Source organism: Singulisphaera acidiphila DSM 18658 (assembly GCF_000242455.2).
In the GTDB taxonomy this organism is placed as follows: Bacteria; Planctomycetota; Planctomycetia; order Isosphaerales; family Isosphaeraceae; genus Singulisphaera; species Singulisphaera acidiphila.
In genome coordinates this window covers 3,042,645-3,060,882 of record NC_019892.1, presented here as the reverse complement: position 1 = coordinate 3,060,882, position 18,238 = coordinate 3,042,645, and the positions used below count along the sequence as shown (strand labels likewise).

Below are 18,238 nucleotides of genomic sequence, written 5' to 3'. Positions count from 1 at the left end.
CACTTCCGGTTCGTGATCGCCCGTTCTCCAAGTGGGGACTTTTCTTTCAGCGTCGTCTCCAGGCTCGACGATCGAGAAAACTCGGCTCGTGGCCATGAAAAGATTGTTCGACTCGCGCCAAGCGATTGCAAGGAGTCTGCGGAGCGACATGTACGCGTGCAGCGTTGAACGGCCGATCAAGCCGTTTCCTGTGGAGGCAATCTCCGTCGATGCCTGAACCGCTGCGCACGGCGTTTGAGAGATCAGAGCAGAAACGCCTTGCCCGTGGCAATGGGAGTTTGAGCGAGTGGAATTCTGGCCGCTCGAGCCTCGGTGGTGTGGTGTCGTTGTTCGCCGCTCCGGTGGGTCGAGAAACGAACCCCCTATCGGGTGGCTCGCAATCGAAGCCACCTCAGGCGCATGCAAGCCCGACGAAGGGACTGCGGTGATCAAATTGATGAAATCGGTGTGCATCCCGATGTGGGGTGCGCGGTGCGATGGATTTCGCTCAGCCACGGCGGGGCGTGCGATTTGATGATGCGGGTTGCTCGGGATCGGAATCGTCCCTCACCATCTTTGCCGGTGATTGTTACTGGCCCGATGGGGCAAGGAGCAATCGGCCGAGGATATTCCCAATCATGAAACGAAGGCTTGATGGCAAGTTCCTGCTCGGCCTGATCGTGACCTCCGCCTTGCTCGGCGGCGGGACGCACTGGGTCCATGGTTTCTTGCAGAAACGCAATGTCGGGGCGCTGCTCAAACAGGCTGACCGGGCTGAAAAGCAAGGGGACCTCGGTGGGGCCAAGAAGCACCTGGGACGCTACCTGGCCTTCCGGCCCGACGATGGCAAGGTCTTGGGACGTTATGCCTTGGCGCTCGCCGAGAGTGCGACGACGAGCGAAGGTCGATTGCAAGCCCTGCAACTCCTTGAACGGGCTCTCCAGCACACCTCCGACCGCGATAAGATCCGTCGCCGCGCCGCAGAACTGGCGATGTCGCCCGAGCTTGGGATGTCGAAGGTCGCGAAAGAGCATCTGGTCATCCTCCTTCTCGAGCCATCGACAGGCGGCGGCGGGCCGGAGCTGGAGGATCGCAGCCGCCTCGAAGACTTGCTCCTCGCGTTCGCGCGTCAAGATGCCCAGCAAGCGCCGCCCCCTGCCCTGGTAAAACTCCTGGCACGCCCCGATGCTGATTTGGAGGCCCTTCTCGCCCGTTGCCTGGATGAGCAGGCGCGGACCGGCCGACGCGATGAGGCCGATGACTGCTATCGGAAAGCCTTGGCATGCTACCGGCTCGCGCTCATGCAGGCTCCGGATCGGGTTGAGTTTTATGTCCGCCAGGCCGCTTTGCTTCGGGGGCCGCTCAGCGATCCGGCGCAGGCCGATCGGGTGATGGACGCGGGCGAGATTCGGGATGGCCTCGTCGCCAAGAACTCCGATTCCTACCACGCTTACCTGGCGCGGGCGCAATACCGTAAGGAGTCAGGCTTGCCGGGTTCCTCGGAGGATCTCAGGCGAGCACAGCAACTGGCTCCGGAAGCGGCTGACGTCATCGTGGCCGCCGGTGAGATTGCCCTCAAAAAGGGCCGATTCGCGGAAGCGCGAGCGCTCCTCGGACGAGGCGTGGAGCGATATCCTCGAGACGTGCGGATGTACCAGGGCCTGGCTGAAATCGAGACCAAGGCGGGGCGGCTCGAAGAGGCAGTGGCCGTTCTGCGTCGGGGCGATCAGGTGTTGCCCAATCAGAAAAATCTGCAATGGAATCTGGCCGATCGGTTGATCAGCACGGGGAGACCGGAAGCTAAAGCGGTCATTGCCCGGCTGCGCAAGCAGGCGGATGTTTTTCAACCGGCCGTCGATTACCTCGAGGCGCGTCTCCTGATGAGCGAAGGGCAGCGGGCCGAGGCCATCGGTCGTCTGGAAACGGCCCGGTCGCTGATGGCGAACGTGCTCGACCTGAAGGGTCTGACAACCCAGGCCGACGTTCTCCTCGCTCAGTGTTACGAACAACTGGGGAATCCCGATCAGCAACTGATTGCCAGTCGACGCGCCCTGACCCTCGAGCCCAGGTGCGTGCCCGCCCAACTCGAGCAGGCGTCGGCTCTGATGGCCCTGGGCCACCCCGACGAGGCCCTTGAGGAGTTCCGCAAGGTCGCTCCCGAGGTTTCCGAGGCCAGGGTCGCCGTGGCGCGGCTGCTGCTCGCACGGAACCTCCAATTATCGGACGAACAGCGTCGCTGGCCGGAGGTTGACCAGGCGCTGAACGAGGCGGATCGGGCGCCGACGGATGCCGCCGAGGTGACGATCCTCCGTGCCGATGCCCTCGCGGCCAGGGGGCAGTTCGACGAGGCCCGCGAGCGGCTCCAGCAGGCCCAGAAGTCGGAGCCGAACCGGGTCGACCTCTGGATCGCTTTGGCGAACCTGGCCGGGCGCCAGGGCAAGTATGAGGACCTCTTCTCGGTTCTCGACGAGGCCCAGAGGCGACTTGGCGATCGGGTCGAGCTTCGGCTGGCCCGCGCCAACTCCTGGTCCCAGCGCGGCGGTGCTGGTGCTGGCAAGGCCCTGGAGTCACTGACGGAGCACCTCGAAGCATTCTCCGATGACGACCGGATCCGCCTCGAGAATGGGCTGGCCGATGGCTTCGCTCAAATCGGTGATGTCCGTCGGGCCGAGCAGCTCTGGACCCATGTGGCGGAACGGCGGCCCGATGACCTCCGCGCCGCGACCCGGCTGTTCGACCTGGCCCTTCGAGTTGGGGATCACTCGGACGAGGAGGCGTTGTCTCGGGCTGTTGAACGTCTCCGCCACATCGAAGGTGAGGACGGAGTGCTCTGGCGTTTTGGCGAGGCGACTCTCTTGGTTCGCCAGGCTCGGCAGGGCGATTCGAAGCGGTTCGATCAGGCCCGTCTCCTGCTCGCCGAGGCCGCCAAGCGGCGGCCAGAGTGGTCCCAGGTGCCGCTCCTCGAAGCTGCGATTGCCGAGCAGGAGGGAGCTCCGGAACCGGCCGCCGATGCCTTCATTCGGGCCATCGATCGCGGGGAGCGGCAGCCCGTGGTGATCCGTCGTGTCGTCGAGCTCTTGAACCGTCAGCGGCGCTACGAGGAGGCCGATCGCGTCGTTCAGAAGCTGCTCGATCAAGGGCAGTCGACCGGGATCTTGGGGCAATTGGCCGCCGAGAAGGCGCTGCGGCACCAAGACCGGAAGGAGGCCCTGGAGTTGGCGAGCCGAGCGGTCTCGTCCCAATCGCGAGACTACCGGGACCATCTCTGGCTCGGCCAGGTCTACTGGTCGGCCGGAGAGCGGGTGAAGGCCGAGGCCTCGTTCCGTCGCGCTTTGGAGTTGGCGGATACCGTCCCTGAAACGTGGATCGCCTGGGTTGAATATCTTTCTAAGTCCGACCGGAAAGAGCAGGCTGAGGCTGCGATCCGGCAGGCAGAGAGCAAGCTCCCCCCCGAGCGCGTCCCGCTTGCCTTGGCGCTCTGCTTCATGGCGGCGGGCGATCTGGATCGGGCCGAGGAGAAGTTTCTGGCGACCCTGGCCGTTCGGCCTCATGACCCAGCAACCCTCCGCGTCGTTGCGGATTTCTACCTGCGCATCGGTAAGATTGCGAAGGCCGATCCGTATTTGAAGCGGATTCTCGACGCCAGGATCCAATCATCCGAGCCGCTGGTTCTCTGGGCGCGGCGCAAGCGCGCCTTCGGCCTGGCCCTCCAGGGCGGCTATCCGCAGATCCGGGAGGGCCTGGCGCTGATCAATCGCAACCTCCAGACTCGGGATAACGTTGAGGACCAGCGAGCCAAAGCCATCCTCCTGGCGAAAGTGCCGGGCAGCCTGCGCGATGCGATCCGAACGCTCGAGGAGTTGGAACGGCGTCAGCCCTCCACGCCCGACGAGCAGTTCGTCCTGGCCCAACTCTACGAATCCGGGGGCGATTGGCCCCGAGCTCACTCCTTGATGCTCGGCCTGCTCTCTACAGACGGCGAGAATACGTTATATCTGGCTGCCTTTACGCGGAGCCTGATACGACAGGGGCAGACTGACGAAGCACAGACTTGGCTCGACCGTCTCGAGAAGGCGCTGCCCGAGCACCCCCAGACGATTGAGTTGAAGGCTCGATTGCTCGCGGCTCGAGACCACGGGACTGACGCCGCCACTTTACTCAAGGACTACGTCAAAAATAAGGATGCCTATCTTCCCATCTTCGCGGCGCTGCTGGAAGAATTGGGCCAACCTGATGCGGCCGAGGCGATGTATCGCGACGCGGTCAAGCGTTCCAAACAACCGGAAACCGGCTTACTCCTCGCGGAGTACCTCGGGCGTCGGGGGCAACTCCCCGAGGCGCTCGACCTCATTGATCGGGCGTGGACAGCGTGCAATCCCGAGGCGGTCGGCCGTTCCAGCCTTCGCATTGTCTATGCGGCCAAGGCCGATGACGAGCAGATCCGCCGCATTGGGGCGAGGATCGAAGCGGCGGTCGAGAAAAATCCCGATTCGATCATGCTCCTGTTCGACCTCGCGAACCTTTCCAGTTTCCAGGGAAACTACCGGGAAGCCGAGGCGCTCTATCGACGGATTCATGAGCGGAGCAAGGGGAACGACGGCCCGCTGAACAATCTGGCCTGGCTCCTTGCGGCGGCTGAAAACAAGGGGGCCGAGGCCCTAACCGTCATCGGTCAGGCCATTGCCTTGGCGGGCCCGACGCCGGACCTGCTGGATACACGAGCCGTCATTTACATGAAGATGGATCGGAGCGATTTGGCGATCAAAGACCTGGAAGTCGCCCTCTCGGGAAGTCCCTCGCCGGAGAAATATCTGCATTTGGCCCAGGCTCGCCTCCTGGCGAAGGACCGGGAGGGGGCCGACACCGCGATCCGGAGCGCGAGGGCTGCGGGCCTCCAGATTGACAAGCTCCATCCGCTCGAACGCAAGGCTTACGACCACCTGCTTGCCGATCTGAGTCGGCGGTAACCATTGCCTTCACCAACGTGGTTCAGGCGCCCCCCCCTTTTCGAAGAGGAGACGCACAGAAATCCTCGGATTAAAATAGATCGATTGAACATGTGAGTTGTTTTTGCGTGTGTGAAAAACGGCACACGAGATTTTCAGCCACTAGGATGGTCTCTCTCGGTGGTTCCGCCGAGGGCAGCGTGAAGGCACCGACCCCATCACTTCTGAGAGAGAAGCTGTCTCCGCTTCAGTCAACTTCTCCAGGCAAAAGGAGCCATTGGAATGACTCGAACCTACGTCAAAGGGCTGGCGGTCATCGCCGTATTCCTGGCGCTAACCGCCTCGAGCGCGCCAGCGTCAACGCCGATCGATCTGACCACTGCCGGGGCGACGTTTAACCTCAACGCCCAACTCGGCGGCAACTTCATCGTTCAACAGACGAACATCAACTCGTCCGGAGCGGGGTCCATCGACCCCTTCGTGCAACTCCAGGCCGAGGGAAAGAGTACGAGTGCCGAGGGCTACAATACGGACGCCCGTCCCGTCCAGTTCGACGCGAATAGTTCACCCCAAGTTACCCATTCGCTGCTCCTGAGCGATGTGCCTGTTGTGAACATCAATGGCACGAACTATCGCCAATTCGTGCTCGACGTCAACCCGAGCGGCCAGGGGAATGTGAGTAACCTTTCGCTCAACCAGGTGCAGATTTTCTTGGCAAACACGAATGAGCTGACGGGGGCCGTTCACCTGTTCGATGCAACGAGCACCACACCGCCCGTGGTCGGCTTCCTTGTCCCGAATTCGACCGAAGTCTTCAGGATGAACGACAGCACGTCGAATTTCCTCGAACTTCAACTCCAGGCTTCACAGAATTCGCATGGAAACACGGGTGGTATGTTCCTCTACGTTCCGGACTCCACATTCCAAGCCGCCCTCGCCACGAACCCCGACCAACAGTATGTCTATCTCTACTCGCAATTCGGCACGCCGCCGGGCAGCTATCCAACTCAATGCGGATCCGAGGAGTGGGGTGTTCTCAAGACTCCTCCCAACCCTGTTCCTGAACCATCGACGGTGGCTCTTGCCCTCACCGGACTCGGCACCCTCGGTCTTGCGGGCCTGCGCCGCCGCCATCTCTCCTCGTGGGCCTCGAACTGATCGGGCGTGGTTAATTTTTGGTTGGTCGCACCACTCGAGCCGCACCTGCTGAGAGGGATGCGCTTACCCGCCCCGGAGTGACCTGAGAGCCAGGTCACTCCGGGGTCATTTTTTTTCGAACCATGGCCCTCCATCGCCTCTGAGGGCATCGCACCTGCGCCCCATTGAGGTTCTGTTGCCAGGGCATCCGCCGTTTCTCCTGAAACACGGTGAGGCGTCGGCAAATCAAACGCGGAGACAACGTCGCCGGGCAACCCAAGAGGTCTTCCGCAATTCCCGCCGCTAGTGGTGGGCATAGTTCTATACGCCGCGAGGTGGCAGGTCGTTCTCAACCACTTGCCCCAGCTTAGATTCCAACGGGCACGGTCGAATACGACGGCCATTCGTAAGCGTTACTTGGAATGTGCGTGCATGCTTGTGTGGTCCTGCGATGCTTAGGTCCATCCGGGATGAACATTGGGCAATCCCGATCATGGTGCTGTCGAAACGGCGAAGGTCACTCGATGGAAGTCCCGGTTTGAAGTTCGAGTGAATTTCCACCCGGAATGGGGTCGGGAATGAATTGTCGTTTCTGCAAGTGTGTGAAGTATAAAGTGTTAAGTTTTATTGCTTTTACTCACAGGGAAACAGGATCAACGCTTCTGCACTGTTCGACTGATCTGAAAGCCAAGTGCGAGAAATAATAAGCCGTTATCGGTTTTTTATGGATGTGACGGGATCGTCTGTTCCGGGGATGAGTGATATAGTAAGGCGCGAACTTGGTACATGTTGGCGAACTGCGTATTTTTGGTTGTAATTTTTTCAGAGCCTGCAATATCGTTTAGTGCAGAGAGAACGTTAGGAAACAATCCCGTTTTCAGTTCAAGCCCGTCGATGACCGACGGCTCTGTGACGCGACGATTGGCGTCTTGGAGATGAGCGATAGGCCGGCTTGCTTAACATCAGACTCACTCGTGGGCTTCGCAGGCATCGGCCTGGATCACGCGATTGAGGGATGAAGGCCGTCACTTTGCGGTGGTGCCTCCGCACCTCCGTTGCGGTGCCGGGGTTCAGATTCGCGTTGAGTTTGATCGAGTGCTGTGGGGCGTATGCAACCCATCGGCCCAGGGTATGCGCCGATCTGGCATTCAGAGTAAAGGGGGCAACAACCCACAGGCAGAGGGTGCGCGCTGGCCTTGGCGCTCATACCCACTCGCTTCGGTTCCGAATCAGGCGTCTTGGGCTGGGTGAGAGGGCATCGTTGACGTCCCGAGACTGTAGCGAAGGCGTCCGATGCCCGAGATCGCAAGCCATGATCGTTGGGCTTCGAAGGGTGGTTCCTTCGCCTTGATCTTGGCCATCCAGGTGCTCTGAGGTTCAGGCGAAGACTCAGGAGATCCCGACCATGGTTTTTGCCCGCTCGGGGATCTCGGACCCTTCAAAGAGGAGCGAGTCGACTCTCGCCGGGCAGGAAAAGGCGCGGAGATCGTTGGATTCGGAACGTCGGTCGGTTCAGTACTCGAAGTCAAATTCGCCGACGAACGAAGAGATGAAGCCGAAAATCGTTCATCTCCTTGAAGGCCGTTCGGCCGTAGAGGCGGAACCCTTGGTCCAACTCCTCATGCGTCAATTGGCCCACAAGTACCAGTTTGCGAGCATCCGCATCGGTACTCTCAGTTCTCCGCTCGAAGCGCGACCCCCCAGTGAACTCTCCGTCCAACTCGTGGAACGTCGGCCAGGCCTGGATTGGCGATGCTCGCGTCGACTGGCATTCCTCCTTCAACGCGAGAAGGTTGATCTTGTGCACGCTCATCAATCGGCAGCGCTTTTCTTTGGCTTGTTTGCAAGACTTCAGTGTGTTCAAGTCAAAATGTTATGCACGGAGCATGTGCGTCCGCATCCAGACTATCCGTCTCCGAGGCGGGCGGCGATGAACCGGGTGCTGCTCGAGAGCCGTGACCGAGTTGTCGCGGCCAGTCTGTCGGTACGGCAGGCACTGATTTTGAACGAGGGGCTGCTGCCCGAACAAGTGGGTGTTATTTACAACGGTGTCCCCAAGCCGGCGTACCAGAACAGGGCGGACGTTCAGGCGACTCGAACGAAACTTGGCATCGGGTCGAATGGGTTTCTCATTCTTCAGGCGGCTCCTTTCGACTTGTGGCAAAACCATAGCCTCGCCATCCAGGCCATGGAGCAAGTCGTGCGTGAGATTCCCGAGGTCCGCTTGGTTCTTGTGGGCGAAGGCCCGGAACTGGGGACGATCCGTACGATGGTGTCTCGGAGCAATCTCGAGCCTTACGTGACCTTTCTTGGGGCTCAGCCTGAAGGCGATTCGCTTCTGCGGGCCGCCGACCTCGTCCTCTCCACAAGTATTGGCAAGGCGGTGACCTCTCGCTTGATCCAGGCGCTCGCCGTCGGATGCCCGGTGGTGGCGACGCGTGACGGCGCTGTGGCTGAGATCGTCGAGGACCGCGTCTCCGGCTTCCTCGTCGGCCCCGGCGATTACGGAGCGCTGGCCGAGATGATCGTACGGCTCGGGTCGAGTTCGGCACTCCGCGAGCAGTTCGGTCTGCAAGGGCGGAGGCGGGCCCTGAGGATGTTCTCCGAACAAGAGACGTCGGATTGTTACGCCAAGATCTATCAAGCAATGTTGTCGCGGTGAAGAAATACATGTCAAAGGAGGATAGCGCGATGCCCATTCTGTCCGAGGAGCCAGAGATCTATCCCGACACCCTCTGGGACGAAGAAAGGCTTGGGAATGACGGGGACCGCCGCTGGTGGTGTCTGCACACCAAACCGCGCCAGGAGAAAATGCTTGCGCGTGCGCTCCGTGCCCGAGCAGTTGCTCACTACCTGCCCAAAGTGACCCAAGAGACGCGGACGCCCGGCGGTCGCAAGATCCGGTCGACGGTTCCGCTCTTTCCGGGTTACTTATTTCTCTATGGAGATGATCACGATCGCGGTGAAGCGATTCAGGGGAACCATCTCGCGAATATGCTCGAGATCTGGGATCAAGAGGCGATTGAGCACGATCTCCGCAGAATCCATCGCGTGCTTAACTCCGGGGTGGCGATCACTCCCGAGCCAAGCTTCCTGGTCGGGGATCTCGTCCGGATTCTGACCGGTCCATTGCAGGGACTCATCGGAACCGTCACCCGGCGTAACGGTCGTGACCGGTTCGTGGCCGTCGTCCATTTCCTTGGCCGAGGCGCGGCAATCGAACTCCAAGATTGGCAGGTTGAGCCGGCCGAAGCCGATTCAAATGCCCTCGATCATCGAGCCCACCTCGCCGGTTCAACGAGGAATGCCCAGTTCGCTTCCTCGGCTGTGTAAGGGGAGGAGCCGTTGCCACGTGTCCCAACTCTTCGAGCGAGACTGAAATCGACGCCATTCGTCTCGCGGCTCTTGTTGTCCAGGTCCCCAGCGGCGTCAAGGGAACACTCATGCAAATCGGTGGTTCCGAAGGCCCTCGTGATAAGAAGGCCGAGGGCGAGAATGAAGACACATCGACTCATCAAAATTGGAAGAAGCTGGCGGACCAGCGAAACGCACGACGCACTCTATGGGACATCGCAGTCCTTCCGTCCACGAAGGAACATGATCCATGATCGCCGCCAAGATCACCAACGCACGCACGACTGGCACGAATTCTGCCGCAGGTGATGCGGAAACCTCTGCGGTTACGGTTCGACTGAATCGGACCAAAGTGATCATCGATTTTCTGGCAGCCCTGTTGCTTATGATTCCGGCCGTACCGCTCATCCTCATGGCGATGATCCTCGTCAGGCTGACGTCGAAGGGGCCGTTGATTTACACCCAGACTCGAGTGGGACATGGTGGTCGCCTCTTTACCATCTTCAAGATCAGGACGATGCACGATAACTGCGAACAGGTCACAGGCGCCTGCTGGTCGGTCGGAAACGATCCCAGGATTACCGCCGTTGGCCTGTTCCTGCGCCGGACCCACCTCGACGAACTCCCCCAGCTCGTGAATGTTTTGCGTGGCGAAATGAGCTTGGTGGGTCCGAGGCCGGAGCGTCCCGAATTTGTCGGACAACTCGAAGCGGTCTTGCCGCGTTACCGCGAGCGTGTTGCGGTGCGTCCAGGCGTCACGGGGCTTGCACAGATTCAACTGCCACCGGACACCGACCTCACGAGTGTTCGCCGCAAATTGACATGTGATCTTCATTATATTGAGAAAATGAATCTCTGGCTGGATCTGCGCATCACGGTTTGTACTGCGCTAGGCCTGCTCGGGATTCCTCACGCTACCTCTTGCAGGGTTCTGGGGCTGCCGAGATTGAACGAGTTTAGCTGGGCCCCGACCCGTGTGCAGACGAGTTGAACTCGCATCGAACGTCGTGTTTACACGGTCCTGCAGCAGGGATCTCGAACCGCACATTTTTGGCCACGCGCCTCAATCTTGGCCACTGTGGGATCATTGCAATGGTGTCCGGGGCTGCGTGAATTGCCCCGTGACGGTCGCGTGGCTTGCAGAATTCATAAAGAATCAGGAAGACGCGAAATCATGATTCGAACTATCGAGATCCCCATGAACGCGGCGCCGGCAAGAGAGGTCCTGATTCAGACCGAGATGCCGGTCACCCTGATTCTTCCCGACAAGAAATGGCTCATCCTTGATATTGCCGAGATCTGGGCTTTTCGCGAGCTTTTCGCATTTCTTTGCTGGCGTGATGTGAAAGTCCGTTACAAGCAGACCGTTCTCGGCGGGGCATGGGCCATCCTTCAGCCGCTCATGACGATGATCGTTTTCAGCGTCTTTTTCGCGAGGCTGGCCAAGGTTTCCTCGGGCGATATTCCGTATCCCCTCTTCGCATTCGCCGGCCTCCTCCCTTGGACCTTCTTTGCAAACGCGATTGCCGGAGCCGGACAGAGCGTGGTTGGCAGCGAACGGCTGATCACGAAGGTCTATTTCCCGAGATTGATCATCCCGCTCTCAGCGGTGGGCGCTGGGCTTGTCGATTTCGCGGTGGCCTGCGGGATGCTCGGCGTGTTGATGCTCTATTACGGTGTCTTCCCATCCACTTCATTGCTGTTGGCCCCGGTGATGGTGCTCGGCCTTGCCGTGGCGGCAGCCGGGATCGGTTCGCTGCTGGCTGCCTTGAACGTGGCCTATCGCGACTTTCGTTACGTTATTCCGTTCATGGTGCAGCTCTGGATGTTCGCCACTCCCACCGTCTATATGGATTCCCGTTCGTTGGTGTCCGGCATCTGGCCCTGGCTCTTGCCACTCAATCCCGCCTATGGGCTGATTGCCAACTTTCGTGCCGTCGTTCTCGGGGGGCCGCTCGATCTTTATTCCCTTGCGGTCTCACTGGGGGTTTCTGCCGTGATGTTTGCCGTGGGAACACTCTACTTCCGTCGCGTCGAACGCGGTTTCGCGGACATTATCTAACATCGAGAAGAATCATGGAAAAACTCAAGATCGGCATGATCGGGTGCGGATACTGGGGACCGAACCTGATTCGCAATTTCTCCGCCTGTCCGACGACCGAAGTTGCGGCCGTCTGCGACGCGAACCCCGCGCGACTGGCCACGATCGGCCAAGCCCACTCCCACCTGAAACTGGCCAATACGATCGACCAGTTGCTCGATCTCCCACTCGACGCGGTGGCGATTGCCACACCCGTGTCGACCCATTTCGCGATCGCCCAGCGCTGTCTCGAAGCAGGCCTCCACGTCCTGGTCGAGAAGCCGCTGGCTTCCAACGTTCACGAAGCTCAGACACTCATCGATCTGGCGGAGCGGCATCAGCGAGTTCTGATGGTTGATCATACGTACCTCTTCAACAACGCCGTTCGCAAGATCAAGGAGCTGATCGAGTACGGCGAACTGGGCGAGATCTATTACATCGACAGCATCCGGATCAATCTCGGCCTCTTCCAGCACGACGTCAATGTCGTCTGGGATCTCGCGCCCCATGACCTCTCGATCGCCGACTATCTGGTTGACTTTGAAGCCCGAAGCATCTCGGCATGGGGTTGTGCCCACACGAGCCGAGGGACCGAAGACATTGCTTACGTCAATGTGGACTACGGCGACCAGATGCTCGCCAACTTCCACGTCAACTGGCTCTCCCCCGTGAAGGTCCGCCAGATGATCTTCGCCGGTTCACGCAAGAGCGTGGTCTTCAACGAGCTGAACAGCACCGAGCCGGTCAAGGTGTACGACCGTGGTATCGAGTTCGGCGAAGGGGCCGAGGGGCGACGCAAACTCCTCGTCGGCTACCGGACCGGCGATGTCTGGAGCCCGCACATCGAGGCGGGCGAGCCGCTTCAGGCGATGGTGAGCCATTTCGCCGAGTGCATTCGCGAGGGCCTGACACCGCTCAGCGACGGCTGGATGGGCTTGCGCATTACCCGGCTGCTCGACGCGGCGAACCGCAGCCTCCGCGCCCAAGGAGGGCGCGTCGTTCTATCTCACGGAGACTTCGACCATGTCAACTCCGACTCATCCACGATCGGACCCAACGAACGGAATTCGGATCGCCCCCGACGTCCGGCTCGGCCGCGACGTGATTTTTCACTGCTTCGTTAATCTCTATGGATGTTCGATCGGTGATGACACACGGATCGGGAGTTTCGTCGAGGTCCAGAAGAACGTGGCCATCGGCGCCCGCTGCAAAATCTCCAGCCATACCTTCCTTTGTGAGGGAGTCACGATCGAGGACGAAGTCTTCATCGGGCATGGAGTCATGTTTATTAACGATTCAAACCCTCGGGCCACATGCGACGGACGTCTCATGGCCGAGTCGGATTGGTGCATTGAGCCCACTCGGATTTGCAAGGGGGCTTCGATCGGCAGCGGAGCCGTGATCCTCGGTGGTTTGACGATCGGGCCGGGGGCGCTGGTCGCCGCGGGTGCCGTGGTGACCTCCGACGTTGCGGCTCGCGGGGTCGTCAAGGGGATTCCGGCCCGTCAATTCCGCCTGCGGGAGCAACCAGGAGAACCACGCCAATGACCATCGCAACCGGAATCATCCGCAGCGGGCCGGAGGTTTCCTTGGCTCCGCCGCCGCCGATCCCTCTGCTCGATCTGAAGGCCCAGTATCTGGGGCTTCGCGATGAGATCTCCCAGGCGCTTCACGAAGTCGCCAGCAGCTCAACCTACGTACTGGGTCCCCGCGTTCAGGAGTTCGAGAAGGCCTTTGCCGCTCACGTCGGCGCCCGGCACTGCATCGGCGTCAACAGCGGCACCTCGGCGCTTCACCTGGCTCTGATCGCCACGGGAGTCGGGCCGGGCGATGAAGTGATTACCGTTCCGATGACCTTCATCGCGACGACCTGGGCCATCAGCTATGTCGGCGCGACGCCTGTCATGGTCGATGTGGATCCCCTCACCTACACCATGGACGTTGCGCAAGTCGAGGCGAAGATCACTTCGCGAACGCGGGCCATTCTTCCGGTCCACCTTTACGGCCAGCCGGCCGCCCTGGGGCCGCTTCTGGAAATCGGGAATCGCCTGGGTATTCCCGTGATCGAAGACGCCGCTCAAGCCCATGGTGCACGCTATCGAGGTCGGGGGGCCGGGACGCTCGGACGCACTGGCTGCTTCAGCTTTTATCCGGGAAAGAACCTTGGCGCTTACGGAGAGGCGGGGGCGATCGTCACCCACGACGATCGAATCGCCGCGCGACTTCGCTCCCTGAGAGACCACGCTCAGAGTCAGCGATACCATCACGACGAGATCGGCTTCAACTATCGGATGGATGCGTTCCAGGGGGCGATCCTTGGAATTAAACTCCGCTATCTCGAAGCCTGGACTGAAGCACGCCGCCGCCTGGCCGCTGCCTATCTCGAGCGGCTCGCCGACTTGCCACTTCAGTTGCCGACCGAGGCTCGTGACCTGCGCCATGTCTGGCATCTCTTCGTCGTCCTCCATCCTGAGCGGGACCGTCTCCGCGACGCGTTGGAGACGCGTGGGATTGGCACAGGGCTGCACTACCCGGTACCGGTCCACCTTCAGAAAGCGTTTGCTCACCTCGGCTATCGCGATGGAGATTTTCCGGTCAGTGAGCGGATCGCGCGGGAATGCATGACGCTGCCTCTGTTTCCCGAGATGACCGAGTCGCAGCAGGACCGGGTCGTGGACGCGTTGCGGGAAGTGTTGCGGGAGGGACGGAGATGAACAGTTCCTTGAAAGGGCGGACGATTCTGGTGACCGGTGGCGCGGGATTGATCGGCTCACACATCGTCGATCAATTGATCGACGAGGGCGCGGGCGAGATCCGCGTGCTCGACAACATGGTACGCGGTTCCGATGCCAACTTGGCCCCCGCGCGGGCACGCCGCCCGATCACTTTCATTGAAGGAGACGTCCGTGACCGTGAGAAGGTCGCCCAGGCCGTCGCCGGCTGCGATTACGTTTTTCATCAAGCGGCGATCCGGATCACCCTCTGCGCCGAGCAACCTCGCGAATGCATGGACATCCTGGTCATGGGGGCTTTCAACGTCTTCGAGGCGGCGGTCGCCTCGGGGGTGAAGAAGCTTGTCTACGCCTCTTCGGCCTCGGTCTACGGCGCGGCAGAGATTTTCCCCACCGACGAGCGTCATCATCCCTATCACAATCGCACGCTCTACGGCGCCGCGAAGCTGATGAACGAGGGCATCGCCCACAGTTTTCACGACATGTACGGCTTTCCGAGCGTGGGGCTACGGTACTTCAACGTCTATGGTCCCCGGATGGACGTGACGGGGGCTTATACGGAGGTCTTCATCCGTTGGCTCGATTGCATCGAACAGGGCAAGGCGCCACAAATCCATGGCGACGGTTCTGCCTCAATGGACTTCGTCTTTGCCGAGGACATCGCGCGGGCGAACCTCCTGGCGATGAAATCCGACCGGGTCGACGACGTCTACAACGTCGCCAGTGGAACGGAAACCACACTCCTGGGCCTGCTCCAGGCGATGCACAATGCGACGGGGGGACCTGCCCTGGCACCGGAACATCACCCGGCGCGGAAAGTGAACCCGGTCCCCCGGAGGCTGGCCGATACGACGCGAGCTCGTCGGGAACTCGGTTTCTCCACCCAGGTTTCCCTGGAGGAGGGGTTACGCCGGTTGGTGGCCTGGAGACGGCAAATGGCGCCGGACCTCGAGGAGGTGGCCCGTTGAATAGCCTAAGCCTTCGGAGGATCCCCGTCGCCCGCCCCAGCCTGGGTGAAGCAGAGGCTGCCGCCGCTCGCCGAGCGATTCTCTCCGGTTGGATCACGCAAGGTCCTGAGGTCGCGGCCTTCGAAGAAGAGTTTGCGGCCTACGTGGGCGCAGCCCATGCCTGTGCCGTGTCGAGTTGCACCACGGCTTTGCATCTGGCGCTCCACGCGCTCGACGTCGGCCCTGGGGATGAGGTCATCACGGTCAGCCACACGTTCATTGCCACCGCCAATGCCATTCGCTACTGCGGGGCGCGCCCTGTGTTCGTGGACATCGACCCACGGACCTACAACATCGATCCCACCCAGATCGAAGCGGCGATTACCCCGCGAACCCGGGCGATCGTCCCGGTTCATCAGATTGGCCTCCCCTGTGACATGAGCCCCCTCCTCGAAATTGCCGGCCGGCATCAGCTGCCGGTCGTGGAGGATGCCGCCTGTGCCATCGGGAGTGAGTTGCTTGTGGATCGGACCTGGGAGCGGATCGGCCGGCCGCAGGGGACCGTCGCCTGTTTCTCGTTTCACCCACGCAAGATCCTGACCACGGGTGACGGCGGGATGCTGACCACAAGTGATCCCAACCTGGACCGTAAGTTCCGTTTGCTCCGGCAACATGGCATGAGCATCCCGGACACGGCCCGGCATGAGGCCAAGTCGGTCGTCTTCGAGAATTACCCAGTCGTGGGCTTCAACTATCGGATGACCGACATCCAGGCGGCGATCGGCCGCGTGCAGCTCGCGCGGTTCCCCGAAATGCTCGACCGGCGGATCGCCCTGGCTGCGAAATACACCCGGGCTTTACGAGGGATCCCGGGCTTGGTGTCGCCTTTCATACCGGTCAACACTTGTCCCAACTACCAGTCCTACGCGGTTCAGGTCACGAACGCCTTTCCGATCCAGCGCGACGTATTGATGCAAACGCTCCTCGAACACGGTGTCAGCACGCGTCGGGGCATCATGAACATTCACCAGGAGCCGGCTTATGCGGAAGAGCCGCACCAGCCTTTGCCCCGCTCGGAGCGAGCCAGGGACGGCGTGATCCTCTTGCCGCTCTATGACGCGATGACCGAGGACGAACAGGCTTACGTCATTGGCGTTCTGGAAGACCTTGCGTTGGACAACAACAGCCGGGAGGTCCAATGAGCCTGCCGCTTGTGATTTTAGGAACCGGCGGAAGCGTTTACGACGTCCTCGACATCATCGAGTCGATCAATGCGATCGCGCCGTCCTGGGAGGTCATCGGGTTTCTAGACGATGCTCGGCCAGCCGGGACCTGGCATCTCGACCTGGAGATCCTTGGTCCGCTGGACGAGGCGGATCTGATGCACGGCCATACGTTCGTCAATGCGATCGGCAGCGATAAGACGTTCCGGCGCCTCCCGAGGATCTTGGCGTCAACCGGTCTCACGGCAGACCGGTATCCGACACTCGTTCACCCGGCCGCTTCGGTCTCCAGCCGTGCCAGGTTGGGGCAGGGCGTCACGGTCAATTACGGTGTCAGCGTGGGGGGAGGAGCGACCATCGGTAACCACGTCATCCTCTGCCCGGGATGTATCGTGGGCCACAATACGACGATCGGGGACTATTCGATCGTCGCACCTGGGGCCGTGATCAGTGGTTCCGTCCAGGTTGGCCGGAATTGCTACATCGGTGCGAGTGCGGTCCTCCGCCAGCAGCTTCGGATCGGTGATGGCTCACTGATTGGGATGGGGGCCGTCGTGGTCCGCGATTTCACCGCCGGATCGATCGTCGTCGGCAATCCCGCGCGGCCGTTGCCGCACGCGGACTTTCTTTCCTTCTCCGCGGTCAGCGAGGCCAGAAGATGAGCGAGATCGACGTCATCGTCCCATGCTATCAATATGGCCACTTTTTGAGGCAATGCGTGGAGAGCATCTTGACGCAGGGGGGCGTTGATGTCCGGGTCTTGATCATCGACGATGCCTCGCCCGACGACACACCGAAAGTCGCCGCGGAATTGAGCGAACAGGATCGTCGCGTCGCGTATCGACGGCACAAGCTGAACCGAGGGCATATTGCCACCTATAATGAGGGACTTGATTGGAGCGAGGGTGACTACACGGTCCTCCTCTCGGCGGATGACCTGTTGACTCCCGGTTCCCTCTTCCGTGCCGCCAAGATCATGGATGAGCATCCGGAAGTTGGTCTTACCTTCGGACGCGATATCCATTTCAGCACGCGGCTCCCCGCGCCTCGTTCTCCGCTGGAACTCACCGAGCACAACTGGCGCATTATTGCTGGCCACGACTATCTTCAGGCTGCTGCTGAGAAAGCGAATAACCTCATCCCGACGCCGACAGTGATGGTGCGCACGGCACTACAGCGCAAGCTGGGCGGCTATCGAGCGTCGCTGCCACATGCGGCCGACATGGAAATGTGGATGCGATTCGCCGTTCATGCGAACCTGGCCGAAATGGACGTCGACCAGGCGTACTATCGTGTCCATGGCCAGAACATGCATGTCCGCGAATTCGGTACATGCTTGGCCGAAATGGAACAGAGAAAGCTTGCTTTCGCCTTCCTATTCCAGAATTACGGGAGCAGGATTCCGGAGTGCGAGCATTTGCAGCAGCAGGTCGCCAGCGCCGTTGCGAGAGACGCACTCAACGCTGCCTACGAGGCCTTCTTCAAGGGCGACTCGACGGGCAGCCGAAGGCTGATCGACCTGGCCGTGCGAGCGGACACGTCCACCACCTCATTGCGATTTTACCATCGTCTTCGATGGATGCTTCGCATGGGTCTTCCGCTAATCATCTTCGCCCGTCGCCTGTTGTTGAAATCACGATTACCTTGCAACGCGCCTTTGCACTCGCCTCACCTTCGAACGCCGCAGTACTCACCAGTTGCAGTCGTGCCGTCGAACGGGACCGGGTCGTAACGGCGAAACTCACTTCGTCCTCAAGCCTGGATAGGGTGACACCTTGTTACAAGTTTCAACCAGCGACAAACGACCTGTCCTGACGTCGGCTCGTGACGCGATCACTGT

At 60.7% G+C, this 18,238-nt stretch carries 14 protein-coding genes; 13 read left to right on the top strand and 1 reads right to left on the bottom strand.

Features of this window, described 5'->3' with window-relative positions; all coding sequences use genetic code 11:
- Nucleotides 1-617: 617 nt before the first annotated feature.
- Nucleotides 618-4,946 carry a tetratricopeptide repeat protein gene (locus SINAC_RS12140; protein WP_015245927.1) on the top strand — a complete coding sequence of 1,443 codons (4,329 nt, stop codon included), beginning with the start codon at nt 618-620 and terminating at the stop codon, nt 4,944-4,946.
- 261 nt (nt 4,947-5,207) lie between these two features.
- Nucleotides 5,208-6,083 carry a PEP-CTERM sorting domain-containing protein gene (locus tag SINAC_RS12135; protein ID WP_015245926.1) on the top strand — a complete coding sequence of 292 codons (876 nt, stop codon included), beginning with the start codon at nt 5,208-5,210 and terminating at the stop codon, nt 6,081-6,083.
- 1,504 nt (nt 6,084-7,587) lie between these two features.
- Here the strand turns inward: SINAC_RS12135 and SINAC_RS41195 are convergent.
- Entirely contained in the window at nt 7,588-7,875 is a 288-nt protein-coding gene (locus SINAC_RS41195; RefSeq protein WP_020466275.1) for a hypothetical protein, read from the bottom strand.
- Here SINAC_RS41195 and SINAC_RS38785 point away from each other — a divergent pair.
- From SINAC_RS38785 to SINAC_RS12075, 11 genes are all read left to right on the top strand, one after another.
- Complete coding sequence (locus SINAC_RS38785) at nt 7,786-8,724, top strand: glycosyltransferase family 4 protein (protein ID WP_237722571.1); 939 nt, start codon at nt 7,786-7,788, stop codon at nt 8,722-8,724. The genes SINAC_RS41195 and SINAC_RS38785 overlap by 90 nt on opposite strands.
- A 29-nt stretch (nt 8,725-8,753) precedes the next feature.
- Nucleotides 8,754-9,395 (top strand): transcription termination/antitermination protein NusG, encoded by a 642-nt coding sequence (gene nusG / locus SINAC_RS12120; RefSeq protein WP_015245924.1) that lies wholly within the window; start codon nt 8,754-8,756, stop codon nt 9,393-9,395.
- Between the two features lie 271 nt (nt 9,396-9,666).
- Nucleotides 9,667-10,407 (top strand): sugar transferase, encoded by a 741-nt coding sequence (locus SINAC_RS12115; RefSeq protein WP_020466278.1) that lies wholly within the window; start codon nt 9,667-9,669, stop codon nt 10,405-10,407.
- A gap of 183 nt (nt 10,408-10,590) precedes the next feature.
- Nucleotides 10,591-11,478 (top strand): ABC transporter permease, encoded by an 888-nt coding sequence (locus SINAC_RS12110; RefSeq protein WP_015245923.1) that lies wholly within the window; start codon nt 10,591-10,593, stop codon nt 11,476-11,478.
- 14 nt (nt 11,479-11,492) lie between these two features.
- Entirely contained in the window at nt 11,493-12,620 is a 1,128-nt protein-coding gene (locus SINAC_RS12105) for a Gfo/Idh/MocA family protein (RefSeq protein ID WP_015245922.1), read from the top strand.
- Nucleotides 12,598-13,044, top strand: a complete 447-nt coding sequence (locus SINAC_RS41840) for an acyltransferase (protein ID WP_015245921.1) — start codon at nt 12,598-12,600, stop codon at nt 13,042-13,044. The genes SINAC_RS12105 and SINAC_RS41840 overlap by 23 nt, the downstream gene beginning before the upstream one ends.
- A complete protein-coding gene (locus SINAC_RS12095) occupies nt 13,041-14,210 on the top strand; it encodes a DegT/DnrJ/EryC1/StrS family aminotransferase (RefSeq protein ID WP_015245920.1) in 1,170 nt (389 codons plus the stop codon). Before SINAC_RS41840 ends, SINAC_RS12095 begins: the two co-directional genes overlap by 4 nt.
- A complete protein-coding gene (locus tag SINAC_RS12090) occupies nt 14,207-15,196 on the top strand; it encodes an SDR family NAD(P)-dependent oxidoreductase (protein WP_015245919.1) in 990 nt (329 codons plus the stop codon). Before SINAC_RS12095 ends, SINAC_RS12090 begins: the two co-directional genes overlap by 4 nt.
- Entirely contained in the window at nt 15,193-16,377 is a 1,185-nt protein-coding gene (locus tag SINAC_RS12085; RefSeq protein WP_015245918.1) for a DegT/DnrJ/EryC1/StrS family aminotransferase, read from the top strand. The genes SINAC_RS12090 and SINAC_RS12085 overlap by 4 nt, the downstream gene beginning before the upstream one ends.
- A complete protein-coding gene (locus SINAC_RS12080) occupies nt 16,374-17,060 on the top strand; it encodes an acetyltransferase (protein WP_015245917.1) in 687 nt (228 codons plus the stop codon). Before SINAC_RS12085 ends, SINAC_RS12080 begins: the two co-directional genes overlap by 4 nt.
- Complete coding sequence (locus tag SINAC_RS12075; RefSeq protein ID WP_015245916.1) at nt 17,057-18,130, top strand: glycosyltransferase family 2 protein; 1,074 nt, start codon at nt 17,057-17,059, stop codon at nt 18,128-18,130. The genes SINAC_RS12080 and SINAC_RS12075 overlap by 4 nt, the downstream gene beginning before the upstream one ends.
- Nucleotides 18,131-18,238: the final 108 nt, after the last annotated feature.

What these genes read in the sequence shown, in the direction of transcription:
- SINAC_RS12140 (WP_015245927.1), top strand. Translation starts at nt 618, where the DNA reads ATGAAACGAAGGCTTGATGGCAAGTTCCTGCTCGGCCTGATCGTGACC.
- SINAC_RS12135 (WP_015245926.1), top strand. Translation starts at nt 5,208, where the DNA reads ATGACTCGAACCTACGTCAAAGGGCTGGCGGTCATCGCCGTATTCCTG.
- SINAC_RS41195 (WP_020466275.1), bottom strand. Translation starts at nt 7,875, where the DNA reads ATGAGCGTGCACAAGATCAACCTTCTCGCGTTGAAGGAGGAATGCCAG.
- nusG (WP_015245924.1), top strand. Translation starts at nt 8,754, where the DNA reads ATGCCCATTCTGTCCGAGGAGCCAGAGATCTATCCCGACACCCTCTGG.
- SINAC_RS12115 (WP_020466278.1), top strand. Translation starts at nt 9,667, where the DNA reads ATGATCGCCGCCAAGATCACCAACGCACGCACGACTGGCACGAATTCT.
- SINAC_RS12110 (WP_015245923.1), top strand. Translation starts at nt 10,591, where the DNA reads ATGATTCGAACTATCGAGATCCCCATGAACGCGGCGCCGGCAAGAGAG.
- SINAC_RS12105 (WP_015245922.1), top strand. Translation starts at nt 11,493, where the DNA reads ATGGAAAAACTCAAGATCGGCATGATCGGGTGCGGATACTGGGGACCG.
- SINAC_RS12095 (WP_015245920.1), top strand. Translation starts at nt 13,041, where the DNA reads ATGACCATCGCAACCGGAATCATCCGCAGCGGGCCGGAGGTTTCCTTG.
- SINAC_RS12090 (WP_015245919.1), top strand. Translation starts at nt 14,207, where the DNA reads ATGAACAGTTCCTTGAAAGGGCGGACGATTCTGGTGACCGGTGGCGCG.
- SINAC_RS12080 (WP_015245917.1), top strand. Translation starts at nt 16,374, where the DNA reads ATGAGCCTGCCGCTTGTGATTTTAGGAACCGGCGGAAGCGTTTACGAC.
- SINAC_RS12075 (WP_015245916.1), top strand. Translation starts at nt 17,057, where the DNA reads ATGAGCGAGATCGACGTCATCGTCCCATGCTATCAATATGGCCACTTT.